Below are 22,126 nucleotides of genomic sequence, written 5' to 3' on the forward strand. Positions count from 1 at the left end.
CGAGCAGCCCCGCCCCCAAATGACCGCTCATCTGGGGGCAGCCCTAATCACTGTGGGAGCGGGTTTACCCGCGAAGGGCCTGGCCTGCTTAAACCAGGCTCGGGTCTATCACAATCACCAGCTTACCCGACACCTGGTTGCCTTCCAGCTCGGCATACGCCGCCTGGGCGAACTCGACCGCGTAGGTATCCACCAGCAGCGGCGACAAGCGCCTTTCGCTGAACAGAGGCCACACTTGCTGTTGCAGGTCGCGCAGCAGCTCGGCCTTGAACCCGTCATCCCGGTTGCGCAGCGTAGACCCGGTAATCTGCGCACGCTTGCCCAGCACTTGCGCCAGGTCCACCTCGAATTTGCGCCCGCCCATGACGCCGATGATCACCCAGCGCCCATCCCGGGCCAGCAGCTTGAGGTTGAGCTCGCCGTAGCTGGCGCCCACCGGGTCGAGAATCACGTCGAACGGGCCGAAGCCTTCCAGCTCATTCAGGTTCTGGTTACGCACCACGCCGCCTGCCGCGCCCAGTGCCTGGCAATGGTTCAAGCGATCCTGCGAGCCAACGCTGACCCACACCGGGTTGCCGAATGCCTTGCACAGCTGGATGGCCGCCGAGCCCACACCACTGGCACCGGCATGTACCAGCACCTTCTCACCGGCCTTCACGGCCCCCAGCTGGAAGATGTTCAACCAGGCGGTGGCATACACCTCCGGCAGCGCCGCCGCCTCGTGCAGGCTCAGGCCCTCGGGCACCGGCAGCACGTGGCGGGCATCCACCACCACTTCTTCGGCCATGGCGCCGCTGGCCAGCAAGGCACACACCCGGTCGCCTACACGCCAGTCGGCGCCAGCGCCCACTTCGGCGACCACGCCAGCGCACTCCAGGCCCATGTAGGGGCTGGCACCCGGCGGCGGTGGGTACAAACCCTTCATTTGCAGCAGATCGGCGCGGTTCAAGCCTGCCGCAGCCACCCGAATGCGTACCTGCCCCGCGTCACAAGCCGGGCGTTCGGCTTCGACCCAGGCCACATGTCCGTCAACGCCTTGCAATGCCTTCACAGTGCCTCCATAGTTGAATCATATGACCGAGCCTGGGCCACCCCGTGCCCAGGCTTTTTGCAGTATGCGCCCGGTTTTTATGGAACCGGCGAACGGAAAAGACGGCCTACTATGCGTGATCAATTGCCCCCACGTCGAATCAGCATGAAGCATTACCTACCTAGCACCGCCCTGGCATTCATGATTGGCCTTGGCAGCCTCGCGCTCGGCGGCAATGCGGCGGCCGCCAACAAATGGGACAGCCTGCAGCCCGACCGCGACGAGATCGTCGCCAGCCTCAATGTGGTCGAGCTGCTCAAGCGCCACCACTACAGCAAGCCGCCGCTGGATGACGCCCGTTCGGTCATCATCTATGACAGTTACATCAAGCTGCTGGACCCGGCACGCAGTTACTTCACGGCCGCAGACATTGCCGAGTTCGACAAGTGGAAGACCCAGTTCGACGACTTCCTGAAAAGCGGCAACCTGGAACCGGGCTTCACCATCTACAAACGTTACCTGGACCGCGTGAAGCAGCGCCTGGACTTCGCCCTGGCCGAGCTGAACAAGGGCGTGGACAAGATCGACTTCACCACCCACGAAACCTTGCTGATCGACCGCAAGGATGCCCCGTGGCTGAAAGACCAGGCCGCGCTCGACGACCTGTGGCGCAAGCGCGTCAAGGACGAAGTGCTGCGCCAGAAGATCGCCGGCAAGGACCCCAAGCAGATCCAGGAAACCCTGATCAAGCGCTACAAGAACCAGCTGGCGCGCCTGGACCAGACCCGTGCCGAGGATATCTTCCAGGCGTACATCAACACCTTCGCCCAGTCCTACGACCCGCACACCAATTACCTGTCGCCGGATAACGCCGAAAACTTCGACATCAACATGAGCCTGTCGCTCGAAGGCATCGGTGCGGTGCTGCAAAGTGACAACGACCAGGTGAAGATCGTGCGCCTGGTGCCCGCAGGCCCCGCCGCCAAGACCAAGCAGGTTGCGCCGGCAGACAAGATCATCGGCGTGGCCCAGGGCAACAAGGAAATGGTCGACGTGGTCGGCTGGCGCCTGGACGAAGTGGTCAAGCTGATCCGTGGCCCCAAAGGTTCGGTGGTGCGGCTGGAAATCATCCCGGCCAGCAATGCGCCCAGCGACCAGACCAGCAAGATCGTGTCGATCACCCGTGAAGCCGTGAAGCTCGAAGAGCAGGCCGCGAAAAAATCGGTGCTCAAGCTGAAGCAGGACGGGCGCGACTACAAGCTGGGCATCATCGAGATCCCGGCGTTCTACCTGGACTTCAAGGCCTACCGCGCCGGGGACCCGGAGTACAAGAGCACCACCCGCGACGTGAAAAAGCTGCTGACCGAGCTGCAGAAGGAAAAGGTCGACGGCGTGGTCATCGATTTGCGCAACAACGGTGGCGGCTCGCTGCAAGAGGCCACCGAACTGACCAGCCTGTTCATCGAGAAAGGCCCGACCGTGCTGGTACGCAACAGTGACGGGCGTGTGGATGTGCTTGAAGACGAAAACCCAGGTGCCTTCTACAAAGGCCCGCTGGCGTTGCTGGTCAACCGTTTGTCCGCCTCGGCATCGGAGATTTTCGCCGGCGCCATGCAGGACTACCACCGCGCCCTGATCATCGGCGGCCAGACCTTCGGCAAAGGCACCGTGCAGACCATCCAGCCGCTCAACCATGGCGAGCTGAAACTGACCCTGGCGAAGTTCTATCGGGTCTCCGGGCAGAGCACCCAGCACCAGGGCGTGCTGCCGGACATCGACTACCCGTCGATCATCGACACCAAGGAAATCGGCGAAAGTGCACTGCCCGAGGCCATGCCGTGGGACACCATTCGCCCGGTGATCAAGCCAGCCGTCGACCCGTTCAAACCTTACCTGGCCCAGCTCAAGGCGCAGCATGAGGCGCGCAGCGACAAGGACGCAGAGTTCACCTACATCCGCGACCGCCTGGCCTTGACGCAGCAACTGATGAACGAAAAGACCGTCAGCCTGAACGAGCAGGAGCGCCGAGCGCGCCACGATGAAGTGGAAGCCAAGCAACTGGCGCTGGAAAACATCCGCCGCAAGGCCAAGGGTGAAGAGCCACTGAAGGAGCTGAAAAAGGTGGACGAGGATGCCTTGCCCGCCGAGGACGAAGACACCAAGCCAGAAGATGATGCCTACCTCTCCGAAACCGGTCGTATTCTGATCGACTACCTGAGTGCAAGCACCAAGATGGCCAAAAAATAGGGCAAGCCTGGATGATGGCTAAATAAAATCAGCTGTCATCAAACAGTCATCGCGCTGTCGTGAAATATGGGCCGGGCATGTGAATGCCCGGCCCTTTCATTTTCAAGGACACCTCATGACCGTTGCCGAACAGCTCAGTGCCTTGGGTGCCATCTTGGCACACGGCAGTATTCACAGCCTGTTCCAGCCCATCATCTGCTTGAGCGAAGCGCGGGTGTTCGGCCACGAAGCCTTGAGCCGCGGCCCCTCCAACAGCCCGCTGCATGCCCCCCTGAACCTGTTTGCCATTGCCCGCCAGGGCGGCCGGCTGACAGAACTGGAAGCCGCCTGCCGCGAAAGCGCTTGCCGGGGCTTCAGCCAGCAGCAACTGCAGGGCAAGTTGTTCCTCAACGTGTCACCGGAGTCGTTGCTGGAGCCGCACTACCCTTCTGGGCTGACCCTGAAGCTGCTCGAACAGGCCGGCCTGCCGCCAAGCCGGGTGGTGATCGAGTTGACCGAACACACCCCCACGGACGACTTCCAGCTGCTGTCCAACGCGCTGCACCACTACCGGGACATGGGTTTTTCCATTGCCCTGGATGACCTGGGCGCGGGCTATTCCAGCTTGCGGCTGTGGTCGGAGCTACGCCCCGAGTACGTGAAGATCGATCGCCACTTTATCGATGGCATCCACCTGGACCCGCTCAAGCGCGAGTTCGTGGGCTCCATTCTGCAAATTGCGCGGGCGTCCAAGGCACAGGTGATTGCCGAAGGGATCGAGCTGATGGAGGAACTGCAGGTGCTGATGGAGATGGGCGTAGACCTGGTACAAGGCTACTTGCTTGGGCGGCCGCAGGCGGTGGGCATACCTGGCGGTTACGCCCTGCCTGTACTGGCCGACGCCCTGTTGCCCGGCCAACCTACCGTGCGGTTGAACGCCACGGTAGCCCACCTGCTGCAGATGTTTGACCGCCATCAGCACCTGGATGCGATGCAAGTGGTGGATGCCGAGGGCCGCCCCTGCGGGCTGATCCCCCGGCACGCCCTGCCACCGCACCCTGCAGCTTGCCAGGGGCTGCACAGCAGCCCCCAACCCCTCACTTAACGGTAACGCTCAAGCCAGTGCGCGTAAGGCGCCGGTAGCGTCCACGAGGCCTTGTCCACCCCCAGCTCCTTGGCTGCGAAGTACGCCCAGTGTGGGTCTGCCAGGTGCGCGCGGCCGACCGAAACCAGGTCCAGCTGGTTGGCCTGCAGGGCGCCTTCAGCCAGTTGCGGCGTACCAAAGCCCCAGGCCGACGTCACCGGCAACTGGGCCTCACGGCGCACGCGCTCGGCGATCGGCCCCATGAACGCCGGGCCCCACGGGATGTTGGTGTCCGGGATGGTGAACCCGACACTGACGCTCAGCAGGTCAAGCCCACCGGCCTTGAAGCGGCGCGCCAGTTCGATCGACTCGGCCAGGGTTTGCTCGTCGCGGCCGTCATATTCCAGCACCCCGAAACGCGCGGTGAGCGGCAGGTGCTCAGGCCACACCTCGCGCACGGCTGCCAGGGTTTCCAGCAGGAAGCGGCTGCGGTTGTCGAAGCTGCCACCGTAGGCATCGGTGCGCTGGTTGGAGTGCTCGGAAAAGAAGCTCTGGCCCAGGTAACCATGGGCGAAGTGCAGTTCGATCCATTCAAAGCCGGCCTCGCGGGCACGGCGCGCGGCGTCGACGAAGTCCTGCTTGACCCGGGCGATGTCCTCCAGGGTCATGGCCTGGGGCACTTTCGGCAAGTTGGCACCAAAGGCGATGGCCGACGGCGCGATGGTCTGCCAACCCCGGGGGTCGCCTGCGGCGATATGGTCGTCACCCTCCCAAGGGCGATTGGCGCTGGCCTTGCGACCGGCGTGGGCAATCTGGATGCCGGGCACCGCGCCTGCGGCCTTGATCGCCTGCACCACCGGCACGAATGCCTGGGCATGTGCGTCGCTCCAGATGCCGGCGCAGGCGGGGGTAATGCGGCCTTCCGGCGATACGGCAGTGGCTTCTACGACCAGCAGGCCAGCACCACCGCGAGCCATGCCCGCCAGGTGCACGTGGTGCCAGTCATTGATGATGCCGTCTTCGGCCATGTATTGGCACATCGGCGGAATGGCAATGCGGTTGCGCAGGGTGATGTCTTTGAGGGTGAAGGGTTCGAACAGCGCGGCCATGGAAAACTCCAGGTTCATTGAATACGGTAGTTCGATCATAATCGAACTATGGCAATAATGAAAAGCCCCGGTATCATGCAGACCATGCGAGCCTACAAACATCCCACCGCTGATGACCTTATTCTTGAACGCGTGCTGTACGCCTTGAGCGACCCCGTGCGCCTGGGGATCGTGCGCCACCTGGCAGGCGTGGCGGAAGCCAGCTGTGGCGAGCTGGACGGCGGGCGGCCGAAGTCGAGCATGTCCCATCATTTTCGCGTGCTGCGTGACGCAGGGCTGGTGTACACCCGCAATGTGGGCACCACTCACATGAACTCGCTGCGCAGCGAGATGCTGGCCGAGCGCTTCCCTGGTTTGCTGGCCTGCATCCTGCGCCAGCATTGAGCTGCACTCAAAAAAAAAGCCACAGGGTTACCCCCGTGGCTTCTGATCACAACACTGCGGCTGCTTACAGCGCCATGTCGTTCTCTGGTTTGCTTTCAACCGGCTTGGCTGGCGCCGCAACGCTGGTACCAACGCTTTCGTCGATCACCGGCGGTTTTTCAAGCTGCAGCACTTCGGCGGTGTAGTTCCACTCTTTCTGGGTGGCCGCTGCCGAATCGTTCAGCTTGGTGCCGTAGCTCGGAACGATTTCCTTGATCTTGGCCTGCCACTCTGGGGTAGCGACCTTTTCCTTGAACACGGTTTCCAGCACGTTCAGCATGATCGGCGCTGCGGTGGAAGCACCTGGCGAGGCGCCCAGCAGGCCGGCGATGGTGCGGTCTTGAGACGCTACCACTTCGGTACCCAGCTTCAACACGCCGCCTTTTTCTTCATCGCGCTTGATGATCTGCACGCGCTGGCCAGCTTGCCACAGTTTCCAGTCTTCCTTCTTGGCATGCGGGAAGTAGGTCTGCAGGGCAGCGAAGCGGTCATCGTCAGACAGCATCAGCTGGCCAGCGAGGTACTCGACCAGCGGGTACTGATCGATGCCCACGCGGGTCATTGGCCACAGGTTGTGCGTCGTGGTGCTGCTCAGCAGGTCCAGGTACGAACCGTTCTTCAGGAACTTGGTGGAGAACGTGGCAAATGGGCCAAACAGGATCACGCGCTTACCGTCCAGCACGCGGGTGTCCAGGTGCGGTACCGACATGGGTGGCGCGCCGGTGGAAGCAATGCCGTAGGCCTTGGCCATGTGCTGCATGGCAATGGTGGGGTTCTCGGTCACCAGGAACGAGCCGCCTACCGGGAAGCCTGCGTATTCCTTGGCTTCAGGAATGCCCGACTTCTGCAGCAGCTTGAGCGCGCCGCCGCCGGCACCGATGAACAGGAACTTGGCGTCGGTGGCCGATTGGGTACCGTCCTTCAGGTTCTTGTACTCGACGTGCCAGGAGCCGTCCTTGTTGCGGCTGATGTCCTGCACTTCGCTGGACAGCTTCAGGTCGAAGCCCTTCTGGGTTTGCAGGTGCGCGGCGAACTGGCGGGTGATCTCGCCAAAGTTCACGTCGGTACCGATCGGGGTCCAGGTCACGGCCAGCTTCTGGTTCGGGTCACGCCCTTCCATCATCAGCGGTACCCACTTGGCGATCTGCGCGTGGTCTTCGGAGTACTGCATCGGGCGGAACAGCGGGCTTGCCTGCAGCGCTTCGTAGCGCTTCTTCAGGAACTTGATGTTGTCATCGCCCCAGACGAAGCTCATGTGCGGGGTGGTGTTGATGAACGAATGCGGGTTCTTCAACACGCCCTGGCGTACCTGCCAGGACCAGAACTGACGGGAAATCTGGAAGGCCTCGTTGATTTCGATGGCCTTGGAGATGTTGATGTTGCCGTCTTTGTCTTCCGGGGTGTAGTTCAGCTCGGCCAGTGCGGAGTGGCCGGTGCCGGCGTTGTTCCAGCCGTTGGAGCTTTCTTCGGCGACGCCGTCCAGGCGCTCGACCATTTCCATCGACCAGCTTGGCTCCAGCTCGTGCAGCCACACGGCCAGGGTGGAGCTCATGATGCCGCCGCCGACCAGCAGCACGTCGACTTTCTTGGTTTCTGCGGCGTGCGCTTGCATGACAGTTGCAGCGACAGCCAGACCCAGCAGGGTCTTGCCAGCTTTCTTGAACATTGATCAATTCCAGTCAGGAGAACGGAGTAGGGCCTGTGGCTGGCCCAGATAAAGCGTGTTCTTCAGCGCGTGCTTGTTATTGATCATTGTCGGGCTGCCAGAGAACCAGAAAACGATTCTGGCTTTTGTCGTATTGACCGACGTCACTGAATCGTTTTTCTGATTGTAACTGAAATGCCAGCACAAACAAATTGGCCGCCTGGGTGCAAGGCGACAGGTTGTCTCAGGCCCGTAGGTTACGCGCTGATGGCATCGAAGCCGCAAACGGGCGAAGGCACCGGGCAGAACTGCGGGAATTCCTCTTCGACGATCCACGGCTCCTTCATCACCAGGTACACGTCGAGGAACTCCGAATAGCCCGGCCATACGTACAGCCCGTTGGTTTCGGCCACTGCACGCGACAGCACGCCCATGCCGCCAAAGCTCTTGATCATCGACACGCTGACAATTTCACTGCCGGAATGGAACACCGTGGCCCCGTCCAGTCCACCGCTCTGGCGGTCGGCGAAACGTGCAAAAATCGACGAGTAGGGGCATTCGGGTAACGGCTTGATCACGACGGACGGCGCTGTGCCCTCGCTGACGGAACAGGCCACCACTTCGATGCGCAGGCCCTTGAGCGACACCGAATAGAAACCGTCGGGCACACTGTCCCCCAGGATGACCACCATGTCAGCCTCGCCCTTGGCCAGCTTGGTGAGGTTGTCGGGGGACTCCGAGCAGCTGAAGATCGGGCTGCAGCCGGACAGGTTGCTGGCCACGCCAGCCATTACCTGCTGGTTGATTTCCATCGACAGGGTGCTGTTCAGGGCGACGCGCAGCGGCTGGCTCTGGCGCTCACGCAACTGCTTGATCTTGAGTTGCATACGCTCGGAAGACCGGACGATTTCGAGCATGTGGGGCAGTATGCCAACCCCTTCCTGGGTCAACGACACGCCTTTATTGGTGCGGTCGAACAGCTTGAAGCCGCAATGGTCCTCCAGCTTCTTCAACTGCGCTGCCAGCGCCTGGACGGTGACGTGTACCTGTTCGGCCGCATCGGTGATCGACCCGGTACGGGCGACATTGGCGATGTTCTTAAGCACCTTGATATCCATTCGACTCCCCTCCACCACTCGCGCGAACCCGCGTGCAACAAGGCCTGAGAGCATACCGCAGAACCCCTGCCCTGTCTGCTCGGCCGGTCGCCCGCCAGCAAGTGACGGTTGAGGCACCTCAAAAAAAAGTGAAGTTTCTGCCATCATTTCGCCTGCTAGATTGGCGCCCAGTTTTTCAACTGGAAGAGATGCCAATGCTTACACTCAAACGGAACATTGATGACGCCCTGCGCCAGAACAAGACGGTGAACGTACTGGGCAGCGACTTTGCCCTGAGCGGCGGGTTTGGCCACTTCGTGTCGTTTTCCAAGAGCTGGGAAACCATGGGTGTCGACCGCTACTACGGCCAGGCCGAAAAAGGCACCCGCTACCGCCGCTACAGCGACTTCGACTTCAACCCGGTCACCGGCGAGCTGCAACAGCTGGAACACCGCGCCTATGAGCAGTCCGAGCAGCACAACCAATATGTGGGCGGCATGCGGCGCCACTTCGAGGACGTGTCCAGCGACGTGTTCAATTCGCCGGTGCTGCGCGCCCTAATCAAACTGGACTTCGACGTCTACAAGGCGGTGCTGCCCGAAGAACTGCACGATGTGACCTGGCAGTGCCAGGTGCACCAGATTCGCATCGAGATCAAACCCGGCGCGCAGATCGAAATCACCCCCGAAGGTATCCACTGCGACGGCTACCCTTTCAGCGGCGTGCATTTCTGGGGCCGCCACAACGTTGAAGGCGCCACCAGCAAGGTCTACGACAAACAGTCCAACGTGATCGACTCGGGCACCTACCAGGAAATTCTCGACACCACGTACTTCCTCGACCGCGAACTGCAGCACTACGTAACCCCGGCCATCAACCCCAGCGAATCGGAAATGGGCTACCGGCAGATCATCGCCATCTCCTTCTCCCGCCCGGGTAGCGAACATGACATTGTCAAATAGCCTGGAGCTGGCAGCGCGCAAGGTTGCCACGCCCGACCACATCAACGGCCTGACCATCAAGAAGGCTACGCCGTTCTATGCCACGCGGCTGGTCAGCTTTCTCAAGCGGTTCAACGAAGTGTCGTTCTGCGACTGGCAGAACGAAGACTTGCTGAAGGGGTTGCTGGGCTCGGACAGCACCTTCTGCTACGTGGCCGAGAACCACAGCGGGGCGATCATCGGCGCAGTGGCCGGTGGGGCGATGGGTACGCGCGGCACCATCAACCACCTGGCCGTGTCACCGGATTACCGGCACAGCCGCATCGGCACATCGCTGACCACGTCGATTCTCAACGACTTCCGCCAGCATGGCATCCGCCGGGTGTTCCTGTTCATCGACGAGGCCAACCCCTCGGCGATGCACTTCTGGAACAAACAGGGCTTCAGCCAGACACGCGGTGAAATCACCTGCGAGGTCGACCTATGACCGACCTCGCATTGCAACCGGTATGGCGCAAGGAAAGTTTCTTCGACGCATTGCCGGTGATCACCGGCTATTTCGTGGTGAGCTTCGTGTTCGGCGTGATGTGCATCAACGCCGGGCTGCCCTTGTGGCTGCCGGTGGCCATGTGCGTGTTCGTGTACGCCGGGGCGGCGCAGTTTGCCGCACTGGCCTTGATCACCTCAGGCGCACCGCTGCTTTCGATCGCGGTGTCGACGCTGCTGATCAATTCGCGGCACATGCTGATGGCCATGTACATGGCCAAGCAGAGCGAGGGGCTGGGTATCAGCAAAACCCAGAAGCTGCTGTATGCGTTCGGCCTGACCGACGAGTCGTTCGCCCTGCACAGCCAGCGCCTGCAAAGCCGCAAATACACCCCGCCCGGCTACCTGCTGCAGTTCAATACCTGGTGCCATGCCAGCTGGATTGCCGGCGCGCTGCTGGGCGCAGTGGCGTCCGACGCCCTGCACCGGTTCTCGCAGTTCAAGCTGGACTACGCCCTGACCGCCATGATGATCTACGTGCTGGTTTCACTGTGCAACAGCCGCCCCAAGCTGGTGGTTGCCCTGGTAGTGATTGCCACCACGTGCCTGCTCAACGCGTTCTTCCCTTCCCCCCTCAATGTATTCGTGGCAACTGCCGTGGGTTGTGGAGTTGGCTTATGCCTGAAGAAAAGTACCTGATCGCTGCGGTGGCGCTGATGATGGCGATCACCTACCTGACCCGCGCCACGCCGCTGCTGTTCAGGATGCAGCGCACGCCCAAGGTGTTCAACGACGTCATCGAATACCTGCCCGTGGCGATCATCGCCAGCATCACCGTGCCAGCCTTGCTGATGGCCAAGGACGGCACGCTGATGGCAGTGAACGCCGACATGCTGGCCGCCATACCGGTGGCGCTGGTTGCCTATTTCACCCGCAGCCTGATTTTCAGCGTGGCGGCCGGGATCGGCGCACACATCGCGATCACGCTGTGGTCGTGACGTGAACCCTCCCAACGCAGCACCCCGCCCGCAGCACCCCGCCACTCACAAGGAAACCGGCATGAGCCAAGCACGCAAACAGGTGACACTTGCAAATTTAAGCGAGTTTGCGCGCCTCATGCCCAAGGGCCTGCCCCACGACCAGGTGATAGCGGCCATGAGCAGCCTGTCACTGAAGTGCTCGCTGAACTACGAGTTGAGCAAGACGTTTCTGGTTGATGGCTGGATTGTTGAATACCGCCACCTGCGCACGGCTGCGCAACTGGCGCCGGTCAATGACCTGCTGCTGTTTACAACCTCGGGTGGGTTGCAGATCAAACGGGCTGATGGCACGCAACAGCTGCTTGAAAGCGGCGATCAGGTGGTGTTGCCGGCGGACAGCGAGGCTACCGTTTACCCGGTGGGTAGGGATGACAAGGTGAGTTTTATTGCCTTGTCGATGGAGCTCGATCTGGGGCAGGTATTGCAGGAGATTGTGGATTAGCCGGCTGTGCGGCACGTCCAGCGGCGGTTATAGCAATAGATAGCGATGGATAGCTGTTTTTCGTCCTACAGCTTCAACGATCAGAATTATTCCCTTTCTTGTAGGCCATTTCCCAAACATACTGCCGAACTGCTCAAACTGTTGCGACGGATTGGGTCGCGTTCTAGTCTCGGTTGGTCGTTGCAAAATCAACGACCGGCTTTGACAGGCCGATCACTCAAGTATCCGTTCAGCGCTTTATGGCAGCTGTGCATGGGGCACATTCGTGTGCGCCGGGTTCTTGGGTAACCGGTCTGTCAACCTGTGTATAGCTGCCTCCATTCGTTTGACAGCGTTGCCAGGCGGCTCCACTTACCCAAGGAGCTTTCATGCGCAAGATAGTCCCCGATCCTCCCTATCGGCTGGCCACACAAACCCTCCAAGACACCCTCGCCCATTCCTCGGAATATATACGCTGCGCTCTGTGCGTCGCCCGCCAATCCGTGCAGCTTCAACCCACCGCACACAGCTCGGTGGTGATGCAGGCGGTCATCCATGAAATGGAGGCAGTGCAGGACCTGGTCGAGTCGGCACTGATGCAACTGCAGATGCGCTCGCCGATAACCGCCGAACCGCACAGCTTGCACTAGCAGGCCTGGCCCCATCGCGGGCACACCCCGTCCCCCAGTGGGAGCGGGTTTACCCGCGAAGGGGCCAGCAGAGCCATCGCAAATTCCAGGGAAATACCACAATGCCAACCGACGCCCCAAAAGACCCCACCACCGTCGGCAAGACCTGCTTCTACCAAGGCGAAAACAACACCCACCCCCTGTTCCGCATAGAGCCCGGCATCCCCTGCCAGGACGCCCGCGAACAAGCCTCCGAACTGATGGGCTACGTTCGCGACCTGATCATCACCGGGCTGATGGAAGGCGACCAGAAACTGATCTGGGCCTCGCATTACCTCAGCGCCATGGCCAAGGCGCTGCTGGATGATGCTGAGTTGGGGATGATGAAAAAATAGCCAAAAACCAAAAAGCCCCTGAAAGCTTTCGCTGACAGGGGCTTCATCTTGTATGGCGGAGAGATAGGGAGCAGCGGACAAATACTCTGAACACCTTGAAAACACTGCCGTTAATGGGTTTACGTCCTTTGTGCTACAGAAATCTGCTCCAGAAATCCAATTTCCGAACGACATCGACAGACACAATGTCAAGACAACCTCTTGAACGACATAAATTACAGAGCTATTTCTGGTGGCATTCCAATAACACTATCGTTATAAATTTTGGCATTTGTCGCAAACTCAAAAAAAAGCCCCCAGTACTCTTGGCAAACATCTATACCCTCATTGAAATTTTTACCGTACATAGCACAATAGGAATAATATCCAAACATATAATAAGCCACCTTCCGATCGATCTGATTTGATCGAACGAGCAAAGCAATTTCTTCAAAGAAAGCCATCAGCTTTCTTTTTTTATCCCACATATCTTTGTTGGCAAGACGCACATCATCAGAATCAACAAGGCATAGAACTTCAGACAGATCTTTATCATCAAATAATCTACGATGCTGAGCTAGAAAAAATTCAGTCCTCTTCAACCGCGCAGAAATATCCTTATCCTGTAATTCTTTTAATCTCTGCTCATCTAACCTACGCAACTCCTGATAGATCTTATACAAGCCAACTGTACCAAATACAACCATGGCAATAACCCCGAGTGCCTGCCAGCAGGAGGCCCATTCGCTCATGGTCAAGCAAACGTCTATCACAACCATACAGTACTGTGATGGATCAGCCATTACAATATCTCTAAAATATCTTCAACTATATACCGCTTCACTACGCCACTGGCACTCACGACTTTTTTCACCCGAAGATGTACCTTACCAGGCAATCCGTCGTTGTGCTCTTGCATCGACTTCAATGAAAGTCCTTTCAATCTGTGATCGTCAGGGTGAGCTAGCGCAAAAGATACCACCTTACCTTCTTCATCAGAGAATAATCGGCCAAAATGACTAAGGACATTTACCTTAGTAACATTCCCCACTATATATTCGCTATCAGCCTGAACCTCTCTTACCGTCACATAGTCGAGCGTATCAATTCCTAGCGTTAGCGCATCGCCTACCCTTGGGCGATTGAAGAAAATCTTAACGTTCTCATCACTCATAACAGCCTTATGTATTAGATACATCGGAGACTCGAGCGCGTCTGCCACCTCATGAATAAACAGCTCCTTCTTAGAGGCAAGTTTCTTTACATATGGCGTTTGGGGTTCATACTCCACGCCCACGGAACTTGACAATGTCCAACTCAAGTAATCCCAAAAAACATTAACTAAAACAGTGCCACCTATCTTTCTCGCGATTTTCTCCCCAAAACGGATATCAACCTGTTCTTCAAAACACCCTTTCTTTGATGAATGAATAAATGCCTGCGCGCCTTTTGCGCTTTGGTTTTTTGTCCTCACCTCTTCATTATTTGCAAAAGCATGGGCCACCAAATTCACAGCCCGAGCAAGACCTGTGATCGTGTTCGCAGCATCATACACATCCAGTAAACCTTCATCGGCAACTCCGCCCTCAACACGTAAAATCAAACTTACTTCCTTTATATCCATTCCAACACCCCAATTTAAACCTAAACAAGATACAAACTAAAAATACCCACGCTCACACACCACACCTATATTTGATCCCATAGCGTCGCAACATAAGCTAACTCAGCATTCACCATTCGCATCAACTTCTCAAGAGACGCCGAATCATAATTTGCACAAAATAGCTTACTATTTCTAACATCCAAAATAGCCATCTTGCAATTTTGAGGCAAGCCAGAACTTAATGCAGACTGCATTAGTGCCAAAATAACATCGACTCGAAGCTTATGGAGAGGTTCGTCTTTCAGATAAAGCTTTATGAGATACGGAACTCCATCCACCACCAACCCCAGCTCTGGATTTATGCCTATATCAACATTCTGATAACTATAAACGGCACTAAAAGAAAATCCCCAACTGATAACCTTCCTTCCCCACCACTTCTCATAACCACTAATAGCTTTAGGATAATTTTTTATTTTTTTCTCGTCCGTAAGAAACTTCAGCACATCACCTAACTGATTTTTTGGATGATTTTTTTGATGGATAGAGACAATCCACTCCCTTAAAGGCTTATAAAAATCAGTCTGCGGAGAATAAGCCTGACGATATTTTATCTGATTTACTTTCGTTGCCTTGGGCGTGCCCGACTTAGAAATAATATCTACAACATCTGTTAGTGTAATCCTTGGCATTTCAAACTCCTTATCACAAAAACTACTGCTTAGCTTCCGCCTGAATCAACCTATGAATCTCCACCACCCCATCAATAAATGGAAGAGCATCATCAGTAAAAAACTCTCGAGACCTATTGATTCTAAAGTTTGTCAGCAACTTGTGCAGCGCTTGCTCAAGCTCAATAAAATTGCGAGTTGAGTAAACCTTGTGAACGGAGAACTCGAAAGGCACACCAGTTGTATAGAGTTGCAAAATTCGCTTTTCTATATTTTGAGATGTGAAGCCTATTTTAATGATCTCGCGACCCTGCTGAGTATAGGTGCCTGTTTTAAACACGTAGACGTTTCCGACGGATGTATCAAAGTCATCAAGCTCAGGTGCATCTTCAGCAAGCTCACCAGTAGTCAGCGATACCTTATAAGGTTTAGTGGAGTAGTCACAGAAAAACTCATCATTGGTCCTAACCACCCCATAAATCTGCGCCAACAGTGCATGATCTAACGTAGTGTAGTGACCCCGCTCAACGTTGCGAAGGTGTGAAGGCGTACCATGGAATTCTGGATATTGGGCCTTTACGACCTCTTTAATCTCTTGCGGTGTCAGGGGCTGTTGAGAAGCCTCCACCACGGACCTGATAGTTTCTTTGAAGGAGCGACTGAGCATAGTTAAACATCCTTGTGATAAGCCCCGATGCTATCCAAAGGCCACCACAAGGGCAAGGTAAAGTGATTCGGCGACTAGACTCTGTATGAAATCCCGAGAAACCCAATTGGTGCCCTTCGGAAGCTGAAATTCTGTAGGGTTCCCGGCCATCTACGGAAAGGAATTCTGTGATGGCAAAGCGTTACGAACTCTCGGACGAGGCCTGGGATGTGGTCTCTGATCTCTTCATCGAAACTCATGGCCGAGGACGGCCACGCATGAGCGACCGCCTGATGCTCGATGGCGTGCTTTGGGTGCTCTGCTCGGGCGCTGCATGGCGAGACATGCCGGAACGCTTCGGCCCATGGTCAACTGTGTATCAACGGTTTCGCGACTGGCGTAACCAGGGGACATTCGATCAGATGCTCAAACGCTTACACCTGAGATCGAATGAGTAAGGTTTGATCGATCTGCAAATCTGGATGATCGACTCAACCGCAGTACGTGCAACCCGAGCCTCATCTGGCGCTCGGAAAAAAGGGGGCCTGACGAACCTGCCGATCACGCTCTAGGCCGAAGTCGTGGTGGCCTGACAACCAAGATCCACTGCTCTGCGACGCTAACGGGATACCATTGCGCTTCCTCCTCTCTGGCGGCCAATCCAGTGACATAAGCTTCGCCCAACCATTGTTGGACGAAGTCAGCATTCCATCGCGCCAACGTGGCCGCCTGTGCAAGCGCTGCAAATGGTTACTCGCCGATAAGGGCTACGACGCCGAAGCGTGCGCCGTTACTGTGACCATTACCGAATGCAACCCGTCATCCCGATGCGCTCGATGAAGCGCAAACTCAAGCCTGGCTTACCCAGACTATTTGATCGGCCCAAATACCGACAGCGCAACATCATTGAGCGCATGTTTGGCTGGCTGAAAGAGAACCGCCGCATCGTGACACGCTTCGACAAGCTCGCGAAAAGCTATGCAGCCATGGTCTCAATGGCTTGTTCCATGCGGTGTTTGCGACATCTGTTTTCGTACAGAGCCTAGGACGCAACCCAGAAAAAAGGCAGGCGAAAAAAAACGGTAATTTGTAGGTATTTTTCTGCTTTACCACCTTAAAAGGCGATGCTACAGAAACTTACTACATAATTACCGTTTTCTTGCCTTGTAACTCATTGATTTACAAGGGCTTTTAATAATGGCGGAGAGATAGGGATTTGAACCCGCCCGTCGCTCTCAATAGCTCGCCATAGGCCAGAAAAGACGGCTAATCTGTCGTCACCTGCTGGCCCACCTAGGCCTAAAGCGCCCTAGAATTTGCCCTATTTTTGCCCTAAAAAATCTCGTATCTGGAGCATGCGCATGGATGACCAAGCCTCAACCACAGCTGACACCCTTGAGCTGTTGCATCTGAATCAGGTCGCCATCAGAGCAGCTCTGGAGGAACTCTCACTATGGGTGAGCCATCGCGGCTCAGTCCACATACATGAAAACATCATGGCTGCGTTAGCGACGCTAGACATCCATGCTGAGGCGATCTCATCCGGGGTAGAGCGCCTACGGAAGTGAGCGATCTCCCAGCTAGTGGTGATTTCAAGCCCACCGCTGACAGAATCCACCCGGGATCGGCTCCGATGATGGATTGGGTAGGCTTTTGTTTTAACCCTTGAAAACAAAGGGTTACAGAACACACAAATCTCACGCGTACCAATTTTTGTACCAACGCCCGCATTCAAGTTTTTTTAATGCCTGCCGCGTAACGATCATGCCGAGCTTGGAGGTCTGCGTCCGTTTCGTCTGGAAACGCACCGCACCGTGCCATTCTGGGCAGATGCTCGATCTCGGGCGTTTTATAGCCATGACTCAAGCAGTGGGAATCGAGCCACTCCACCGCAGCCGAAACCAGGGTATCAAGGGATTCAGCTCTGTAATCATCTCTCATCCGGGCACTGCTGAGCGCAAGTGACGCCACTAAGCGTCGCATCATATCCTCCGTATATTCAGGGAATGTCAAAGCGAACTGCGATGCGACATACTCAGTTACCGCAACCAGATACATCATCACATAAGGTAATCGAGAAAAGAAATAAGACCACTGAGAGTAAACCGACCTATAATCCGAGAAAATAAAATTGACATTATAAGCTTCTGTTTTTATATGCCTGTTTTCAGTAATCAAGTGCATTGCCTTATTGCACACGCCATCAAAACTATCCGAGCACGATTTATCATACCGAAGCCGCGCCAAGTAGCCCGCATCAAAATTCAACACACCTGCAGTCTTGTGCAAAACCTTTTGGATTCGGGCCTCATGACCTTGCACACCACCTACCACATGAGGCCTAAGCTTCAAAGGATCCTCTGCGAGATCAGATGCGAATTTGTCTTGATCGATAGCCATTGACTCAAGTAAATATAGGGCTTCTTGCAGTGGCTTCCTAAGCAACATAAATGCAACAGCCATTTTTCCTTTGCGCGCAGCCTCCAACGACTCAAACAGGCAAGTTAATGCATCGAGCATAATCGCAGGAAAAACCATGCAAGAAACAACCTTTACCTCTTCATCTGCGCGCCCACTACTTTTCAACCAATCAAACAAGTCTTCAGACTGCTCAAGCAATCGTCGATCGTCTTTAGAGAGACCTAGATTGACCGTGAATACACCCTGAGAAATACCTGAACGAACATGAGACAACATAATATCATGGGCAGTAAAGCACATTTCAAAAGCCGCATGAAACTCTTCAGGAATCCGAGTGTTTTCTTGGTTTAAACGATCCATACTAAGGCCCTTGTCAAAAAAACATACCCTATAGAAATACCACGAACGCAAAGCTCAGCATAGCGTGGATCAGGGAGCACCTCGCGTCCACTCTCGCAAACTACCACCGAAAACTTTCCAACCCCGTTCATCGATGGGCAGATTTCACGATAGCCAACAGACGTTGTTTCATAATATCAAAAAACTCATCAGCCAGCTCAAGAGTGCGCCTCTCTCAGTATGTAGCACCCCACCCCACTCATCATCAGTGCATAAACCTTGATGACCAACGCGATCTCTACACCTTACGTGACGAGTACATGGGAAGTAGCTCGCCGTACGCCGACTTATAATCCAGCTCGAGCATGAGGTGGCCAGCTAGGAAAGTGTCAATATCTGGAATCTCCGGACCGAATTTAAGAGTGCAAATCTCTATGGAATGCCCAGCAGGTATAACGAAGTCCGGGTAGAAAAACTCATGACCCAACAACTCACAACCAGGCACGCCTTCGAATGCCTTGACTACGAGAGAGGGGCCCTCTCCTTCAACCAATACTCCGCTGCGGTAAACTCTTGCCCCGGTAACTATCGCCGGGCCAAGTCCATCATTGCGCACCTCAAGCTTGTAAACACCTTCTTCGCCCCATGAGCTATGGCCAGCCAGATACGGACGCACGCTTAACTTGTTGTGAGTTCTAGATAAGTGGGACTGCCATATAGTGGCACCTATCGCAAGTAACGAAATAAAAATTGCTACCCACGGGGCCAGATCTAATGCAGAGCCAGATGAAAAGCAGTAATAGGAAACGTCGTAGACCATGCTTTCCTCATTAACGACGACGATATAAAAAATCGCTTACCCAGCTCAGGAAGGCTGGCACGCTGCGAAGAATTGTAAAGCCATACCCCCCAATTGTGCTTGAGCATTAACAAGAAACAGCGCCCAACCCCCTGGAAACAGGGGTTGAGCGCCATTTTGCAACAGTGCATCAAGGCCGCAAAGGCCATTCAGGAGCATGGGAGGGCGCTCGGCTTGACCCATTTTGCCCAATTTCACTTAACCGGGAAGTAGGCAACCACCTCAGTGACGCACGGGCTTTGCAACACCTCCGAGCGCCGTAGCTACTAGCCTCGCCGCCTCTAAAGCGTTACGCACTTCAGCAATCGCACGATCACTGGCTTCGGAATTGTCAGACTGTGGTGCAAACGAGGCCAGTTCGAATCGAGCTTCGGCACGCTCCAGACTGTCAATGATGCTTGCAACCTCCCGCTTAATTTCATCTTCAAACCCGTCCACCATTACACTTACCCAATGATTAATGCGAAATAGTTTTAGAACCTTTCTGGAGATTGAACGCTTGAGGCAGGTGCCCGTCGAGTTCCCCTTGCATATCACCAACGAAGCAAATCTTTGAATTTGCCGGCGCACGCTTCAAAGTCGCTTTGATTTTATTTCTGAGTGGCGTTTCACCAATTCTCAACTCCTGAATGATCAAAGCGTCATCGCGCCCGAGCGGTAAATTTGAAAGAGATTCAAGTGCCGCCTGCCCGATTAGTGTTAGATAAGGCTCGCCGCTTTTCAGCTCTCCACCAGACCAGCAGCAATAATATTTCTTTCGATCATAATCAACTTCAAAAACCATAAACTCAAGAGACTGCCCTGGACGAGCGCCATACTGCTCTTGGATTTTCTCAAGTGTTGCGGCCTCAGGTTTGGCACCTGCAAGCAAAGTAGTTTTGATAGTAGGCATCGTTGCTTCCCTAGATAACGTTACAATTCCATCACATCCCAACCAGCCAGTTCTCAGCCAGCTGAAGGCACTTGTGCCGGCACGACTCAAACCGACCAAGGCAGACGATATCACTCAGCCACCATCAGCTCAAAAGCTTAGCTTTACCGGCCGTGTCACCAAGGTAACGCAAAGGGCACGGAGTCCAAATGTTGACACTCCATGCCGACCACGCTAACTTGAGCCCGTTGCAGTAAATCCTGCAGCCTGGGATTGGCCTCCCGGAAATTCACAGGCGGACGTAATCACCGCTCTTTAAGCGGTTTTTTTTCGTCCGCAGCATGGCTACGCCTGCATTATGGGCGGAGTCGTGTAGGCACCCGTAAGGGTGGCCGGCCCCTGTGAGCCGGTAGGCCAACCTGCACGGCTTCGCCCACCCGATTGGCCTCGGGCGCGGAGCCTCCTACCTCACAGGAGATCCACCATGAAAGCCATCGCATCCATTGCTCCTACCGTAGCCGTAGAACTGATTGACGGCCATCCAACTACTACAAGCCTTGATGTCGCTGCCCACTTCGGCAAGCTCCATAAAGACGTCCTCAAGCGGATTGCTAGCCTGGATTGTTCCTCTGAATTCACACAGCGCAATTTTGCGCCGTGTACTCGTCCTGGCTCCAACAACAAGCCAGAGCCGTACTACCGTATGACCCGCGATGGCTTCACCTTCCTGTGCATGGGCTTCACTGGTAAAGAAGCGGCGAAGTGGAAAGAGGCATATATCAACGCCTTCAACCAGCTGGAGCAAGCGGCCACCGAGAAGAGCAGCCTTCCAGCTATACATGATGCCGTGCTCGAACACCGCGCGTTCCGCGGCCGCCACATCCTGATCGCTAGACTGAACGACACCTACTGGCTCAGCGCCGGCAACCTCTGCACAGCACTTGGCCTGGGCAGCTCTGATCGAATAGTCCGCAGCCTGCTGCCACAACACAAGCGTAAGCTGCGTCGGGGTAATCGTGATCTGTGGATGATCGACACCGTGGGTGCCGAGCGTGCAGCAGACTATTGCAAGGCCGAGCTGGGCAACGAGTACCGCATATGGCTTAACCGCCAGTTCACTCAGCAGCCAGCAGAAAAGCCTGCTGAAGCGCCGACACTGACGGGCCGGCGCTGGATGATATCGTTCGATCATACGGGCAAGGAACAGATCCGACCAATCCCGGAAGACGCTGGTGTGATGACGCTGAGGGAAATGATCAGCGCCGTTGCCACTGGCCACCTATTGCTATCCACCCCGGAGCTGTTTCAGCTCTCAGCTGCCCTGCACCATCGAATCGAACGGCGCACGGCAGATGAGGCTAAGCAATTGAAAGAGCTGCAGCAACGAATCGCGATGGGCCGATAGCTCGCACATCGACAGAGCCAGGGGTGGGGCCCTGCCCACCCTGCTCGGCCATCGTCAGAAAAGTTGTCCAAGACCCGCGGGTTGCCAATTCATGATCACCAATTCGCCGGTCACCTCAGCCGTACATTGGCGCTGATTCGTAGTGGTATAGCGGATATCCAGGCACTCGAAATGGAAGCCGTCGAAGGCACGCCGGATGTCCGGGTGGTCGTTGATGCTGACCATCACCCTGCCCTTGCACCGGCGCATGAAGTCGGCCATGCGCTCGTATTCCTCGAAGGGGAAGTCCACACCGTACCCGGCGGTCTGCCAGTAGGGTGGGTCCATGTAGAAGAAGGTGTGCGCTCGATCATAGCGTTCCGCGCAAGCGAGCCAAGACAGGTTCTCGACGTAGGTGCCAGCGAGGCGCTGCCACGCGGCGGAGAGGTTTTCCTCAATGCGCAGTAGGTTGATGGCCGGCGCAGTAGTTGCGGTACCGAAGGTTTGCCCAGTTACCTTGCCGCCAAAGGCATGCTGCTGCAGGTAGAAGAACCGCGCTGCTCGCTGGATATCGGTGAGGGTTTCAGGCCGCGTCATCTTCTGCCACTCGAAGATCTGCCGGGAGCTGAGCGCCCATTTGAACTGGCGCACGAATTCCTCCAGGTGGTTCTGCACAACGCGATAAAGGGTGACCAGGTCACCGTTCAGATCATTCAGCACCTCCACCGGGGCGGGCTGGGGACGCATGAAGAACAACGCGGCACCGCCAGCGAAGACTTCGACGTAGCATTCGTGTGGGGGAAAGAGAGGGATCAAGCGGTCAG

24 protein-coding genes and 1 pseudogene are annotated in these 22,126 nt (G+C 56.1%); 13 read left to right on the plus strand and 12 right to left on the minus strand.

All coding sequences use genetic code 11. The annotated features are described in order from the left end of the window. Positions 1-88 precede the first annotated feature (88 nt). Positions 89-1,051 carry an NAD(P)H-quinone oxidoreductase gene (locus APH25_RS15750; protein WP_060482547.1) on the minus strand — a complete coding sequence of 321 codons (963 nt, stop codon included), beginning with the start codon at positions 1,049-1,051 and terminating at the stop codon, positions 89-91. A 144-nt stretch (positions 1,052-1,195) separates the two neighbouring features. Here APH25_RS15750 and APH25_RS15755 point away from each other — a divergent pair, with 144 nt between their 5' ends. Together APH25_RS15755 and APH25_RS15760 are read left to right on the plus strand one after the other, a co-directional pair. Further along, a complete protein-coding gene (locus APH25_RS15755) occupies positions 1,196-3,277 on the plus strand; it encodes a carboxy terminal-processing peptidase (protein ID WP_028634654.1) in 2,082 nt (693 codons plus the stop codon). Positions 3,278-3,392: 115 nt separating this feature from the next. Beyond that, positions 3,393-4,361: an EAL domain-containing protein gene (locus APH25_RS15760; RefSeq protein WP_060482548.1), complete on the plus strand. Its 969-nt coding sequence runs from the start codon at positions 3,393-3,395 to the stop codon at positions 4,359-4,361. Here the strand turns inward: APH25_RS15760 and APH25_RS15765 are convergent. After that, complete coding sequence (locus tag APH25_RS15765; RefSeq protein WP_060482549.1) at positions 4,358-5,449, minus strand: NADH:flavin oxidoreductase/NADH oxidase; 1,092 nt, start codon at positions 5,447-5,449, stop codon at positions 4,358-4,360. The two genes, APH25_RS15760 and APH25_RS15765, sit on opposite strands and share 4 nt — an antisense overlap. 48 nt (positions 5,450-5,497) lie before the next feature. Here APH25_RS15765 and APH25_RS15770 point away from each other — a divergent pair, with 48 nt between their 5' ends. Beyond that, on the plus strand, positions 5,498-5,833 hold the full coding sequence (locus APH25_RS15770; RefSeq protein WP_028634652.1) for a helix-turn-helix transcriptional regulator: 336 nt from the start codon (positions 5,498-5,500) through the stop codon (positions 5,831-5,833). A gap of 64 nt (positions 5,834-5,897) precedes the next feature. On the opposite strand, the gene mqo is transcribed toward APH25_RS15770, so the two are convergent. Both mqo and APH25_RS15780 read right to left on the minus strand, forming a co-directional pair. Then, positions 5,898-7,538: a malate dehydrogenase (quinone) gene (gene mqo / locus APH25_RS15775; RefSeq protein ID WP_060482550.1), complete on the minus strand. Its 1,641-nt coding sequence runs from the start codon at positions 7,536-7,538 to the stop codon at positions 5,898-5,900. Between the two features lie 236 nt (positions 7,539-7,774). After that, positions 7,775-8,635, minus strand: a complete 861-nt coding sequence (locus APH25_RS15780; protein WP_042141636.1) for a LysR family transcriptional regulator — start codon at positions 8,633-8,635, stop codon at positions 7,775-7,777. 194 nt (positions 8,636-8,829) lie between these two features. Here APH25_RS15780 and APH25_RS15785 point away from each other — a divergent pair, with 194 nt between their 5' ends. The 7 genes from APH25_RS15785 (at position 8,830) to APH25_RS15815 (ending at position 12,526) form a co-directional block, all read left to right on the plus strand. Continuing rightward, positions 8,830-9,576, plus strand: coding sequence for a 2OG-Fe dioxygenase family protein (locus APH25_RS15785; RefSeq protein WP_060482551.1), 747 nt, complete (start codon positions 8,830-8,832; stop codon positions 9,574-9,576). Next, positions 9,560-10,042, plus strand: coding sequence for a GNAT family N-acetyltransferase (locus tag APH25_RS15790; protein WP_060482552.1), 483 nt, complete (start codon positions 9,560-9,562; stop codon positions 10,040-10,042). Before APH25_RS15785 ends, APH25_RS15790 begins: the two co-directional genes overlap by 17 nt. Then, positions 10,039-10,740, plus strand: coding sequence for an AzlC family ABC transporter permease (locus APH25_RS15795; RefSeq protein WP_060482553.1), 702 nt, complete (start codon positions 10,039-10,041; stop codon positions 10,738-10,740). The genes APH25_RS15790 and APH25_RS15795 overlap by 4 nt, the downstream gene beginning before the upstream one ends. After that, positions 10,719-11,039 carry an AzlD domain-containing protein gene (locus tag APH25_RS15800; protein ID WP_028634647.1) on the plus strand — a complete coding sequence of 107 codons (321 nt, stop codon included), beginning with the start codon at positions 10,719-10,721 and terminating at the stop codon, positions 11,037-11,039. Before APH25_RS15795 ends, APH25_RS15800 begins: the two co-directional genes overlap by 22 nt. 61 nt (positions 11,040-11,100) lie before the next feature. Then, positions 11,101-11,523, plus strand: coding sequence for a hypothetical protein (locus tag APH25_RS15805; protein WP_060482555.1), 423 nt, complete (start codon positions 11,101-11,103; stop codon positions 11,521-11,523). A gap of 368 nt (positions 11,524-11,891) precedes the next feature. Continuing rightward, positions 11,892-12,152: a hypothetical protein gene (locus APH25_RS15810; RefSeq protein WP_060482556.1), complete on the plus strand. Its 261-nt coding sequence runs from the start codon at positions 11,892-11,894 to the stop codon at positions 12,150-12,152. A gap of 101 nt (positions 12,153-12,253) precedes the next feature. Next, positions 12,254-12,526, plus strand: a complete 273-nt coding sequence (locus APH25_RS15815; protein ID WP_060482557.1) for a DUF3077 domain-containing protein — start codon at positions 12,254-12,256, stop codon at positions 12,524-12,526. 215 nt (positions 12,527-12,741) lie between these two features. Here the strand turns inward: APH25_RS15815 and APH25_RS15820 are convergent, their stop codons facing one another. The 4 genes from APH25_RS15820 to APH25_RS15835 all read right to left on the minus strand — a co-directional run bounded on the left by APH25_RS15820 (position 12,742) and on the right by APH25_RS15835 (position 15,449). Next, on the minus strand, positions 12,742-13,308 hold the full coding sequence (locus APH25_RS15820) for a hypothetical protein (protein ID WP_060482558.1): 567 nt from the start codon (positions 13,306-13,308) through the stop codon (positions 12,742-12,744). After that, entirely contained in the window at positions 13,308-14,129 is an 822-nt protein-coding gene (locus APH25_RS15825) for a hypothetical protein (protein ID WP_156333188.1), read from the minus strand. The genes APH25_RS15820 and APH25_RS15825 overlap by 1 nt, the downstream gene beginning before the upstream one ends. 65 nt (positions 14,130-14,194) lie before the next feature. Further along, positions 14,195-14,803, minus strand: coding sequence for a hypothetical protein (locus tag APH25_RS15830; RefSeq protein ID WP_060482560.1), 609 nt, complete (start codon positions 14,801-14,803; stop codon positions 14,195-14,197). Positions 14,804-14,825: 22 nt separating this feature from the next. Then, complete coding sequence (locus APH25_RS15835) at positions 14,826-15,449, minus strand: GIY-YIG nuclease family protein (RefSeq protein ID WP_060482561.1); 624 nt, start codon at positions 15,447-15,449, stop codon at positions 14,826-14,828. Positions 15,450-15,619: 170 nt separating this feature from the next. Here APH25_RS15835 and APH25_RS25030 point away from each other — a divergent pair. Continuing rightward, positions 15,620-16,474 (plus strand): annotated as a pseudogene (locus APH25_RS25030) (IS5 family transposase). A 315-nt stretch (positions 16,475-16,789) separates the two neighbouring features. Next, the gene (locus APH25_RS15845; protein WP_060482562.1) at positions 16,790-16,996 is read left to right on the plus strand and encodes a hypothetical protein; all 207 of its coding nucleotides are present in this window, start codon (positions 16,790-16,792) and stop codon (positions 16,994-16,996) included. Positions 16,997-17,159: 163 nt separating this feature from the next. Here APH25_RS15845 and APH25_RS15850 read toward each other — a convergent pair whose 3' ends face one another. From APH25_RS15850 to APH25_RS25490, 3 genes are all read right to left on the minus strand, one after another. Beyond that, entirely contained in the window at positions 17,160-18,209 is a 1,050-nt protein-coding gene (locus APH25_RS15850) for a hypothetical protein (protein WP_156333190.1), read from the minus strand. A 277-nt stretch (positions 18,210-18,486) separates the two neighbouring features. Further along, complete coding sequence (locus APH25_RS15855) at positions 18,487-19,008, minus strand: hypothetical protein (RefSeq protein ID WP_060482564.1); 522 nt, start codon at positions 19,006-19,008, stop codon at positions 18,487-18,489. Positions 19,009-19,504: 496 nt separating this feature from the next. Continuing rightward, on the minus strand, positions 19,505-19,939 hold the full coding sequence (locus APH25_RS25490; RefSeq protein ID WP_156333192.1) for a hypothetical protein: 435 nt from the start codon (positions 19,937-19,939) through the stop codon (positions 19,505-19,507). A gap of 463 nt (positions 19,940-20,402) precedes the next feature. Here APH25_RS25490 and APH25_RS25970 point away from each other — a divergent pair, with 463 nt between their 5' ends. Further along, positions 20,403-21,323, plus strand: a complete 921-nt coding sequence (locus APH25_RS25970) for a Rha family transcriptional regulator (RefSeq protein WP_256217541.1) — start codon at positions 20,403-20,405, stop codon at positions 21,321-21,323. Between the two features lie 54 nt (positions 21,324-21,377). Here APH25_RS25970 and APH25_RS15865 read toward each other — a convergent pair. Next, positions 21,378-22,126: DNA adenine methylase (locus tag APH25_RS15865; protein ID WP_082428331.1), on the minus strand; the 749-nt coding region annotated here is incomplete at its 5' end.

The organism is Pseudomonas sp. NBRC 111119 (assembly GCF_001320125.1).
GTDB lineage: Bacteria > Pseudomonadota > Gammaproteobacteria > Pseudomonadales > Pseudomonadaceae > Aquipseudomonas > Aquipseudomonas parafulva.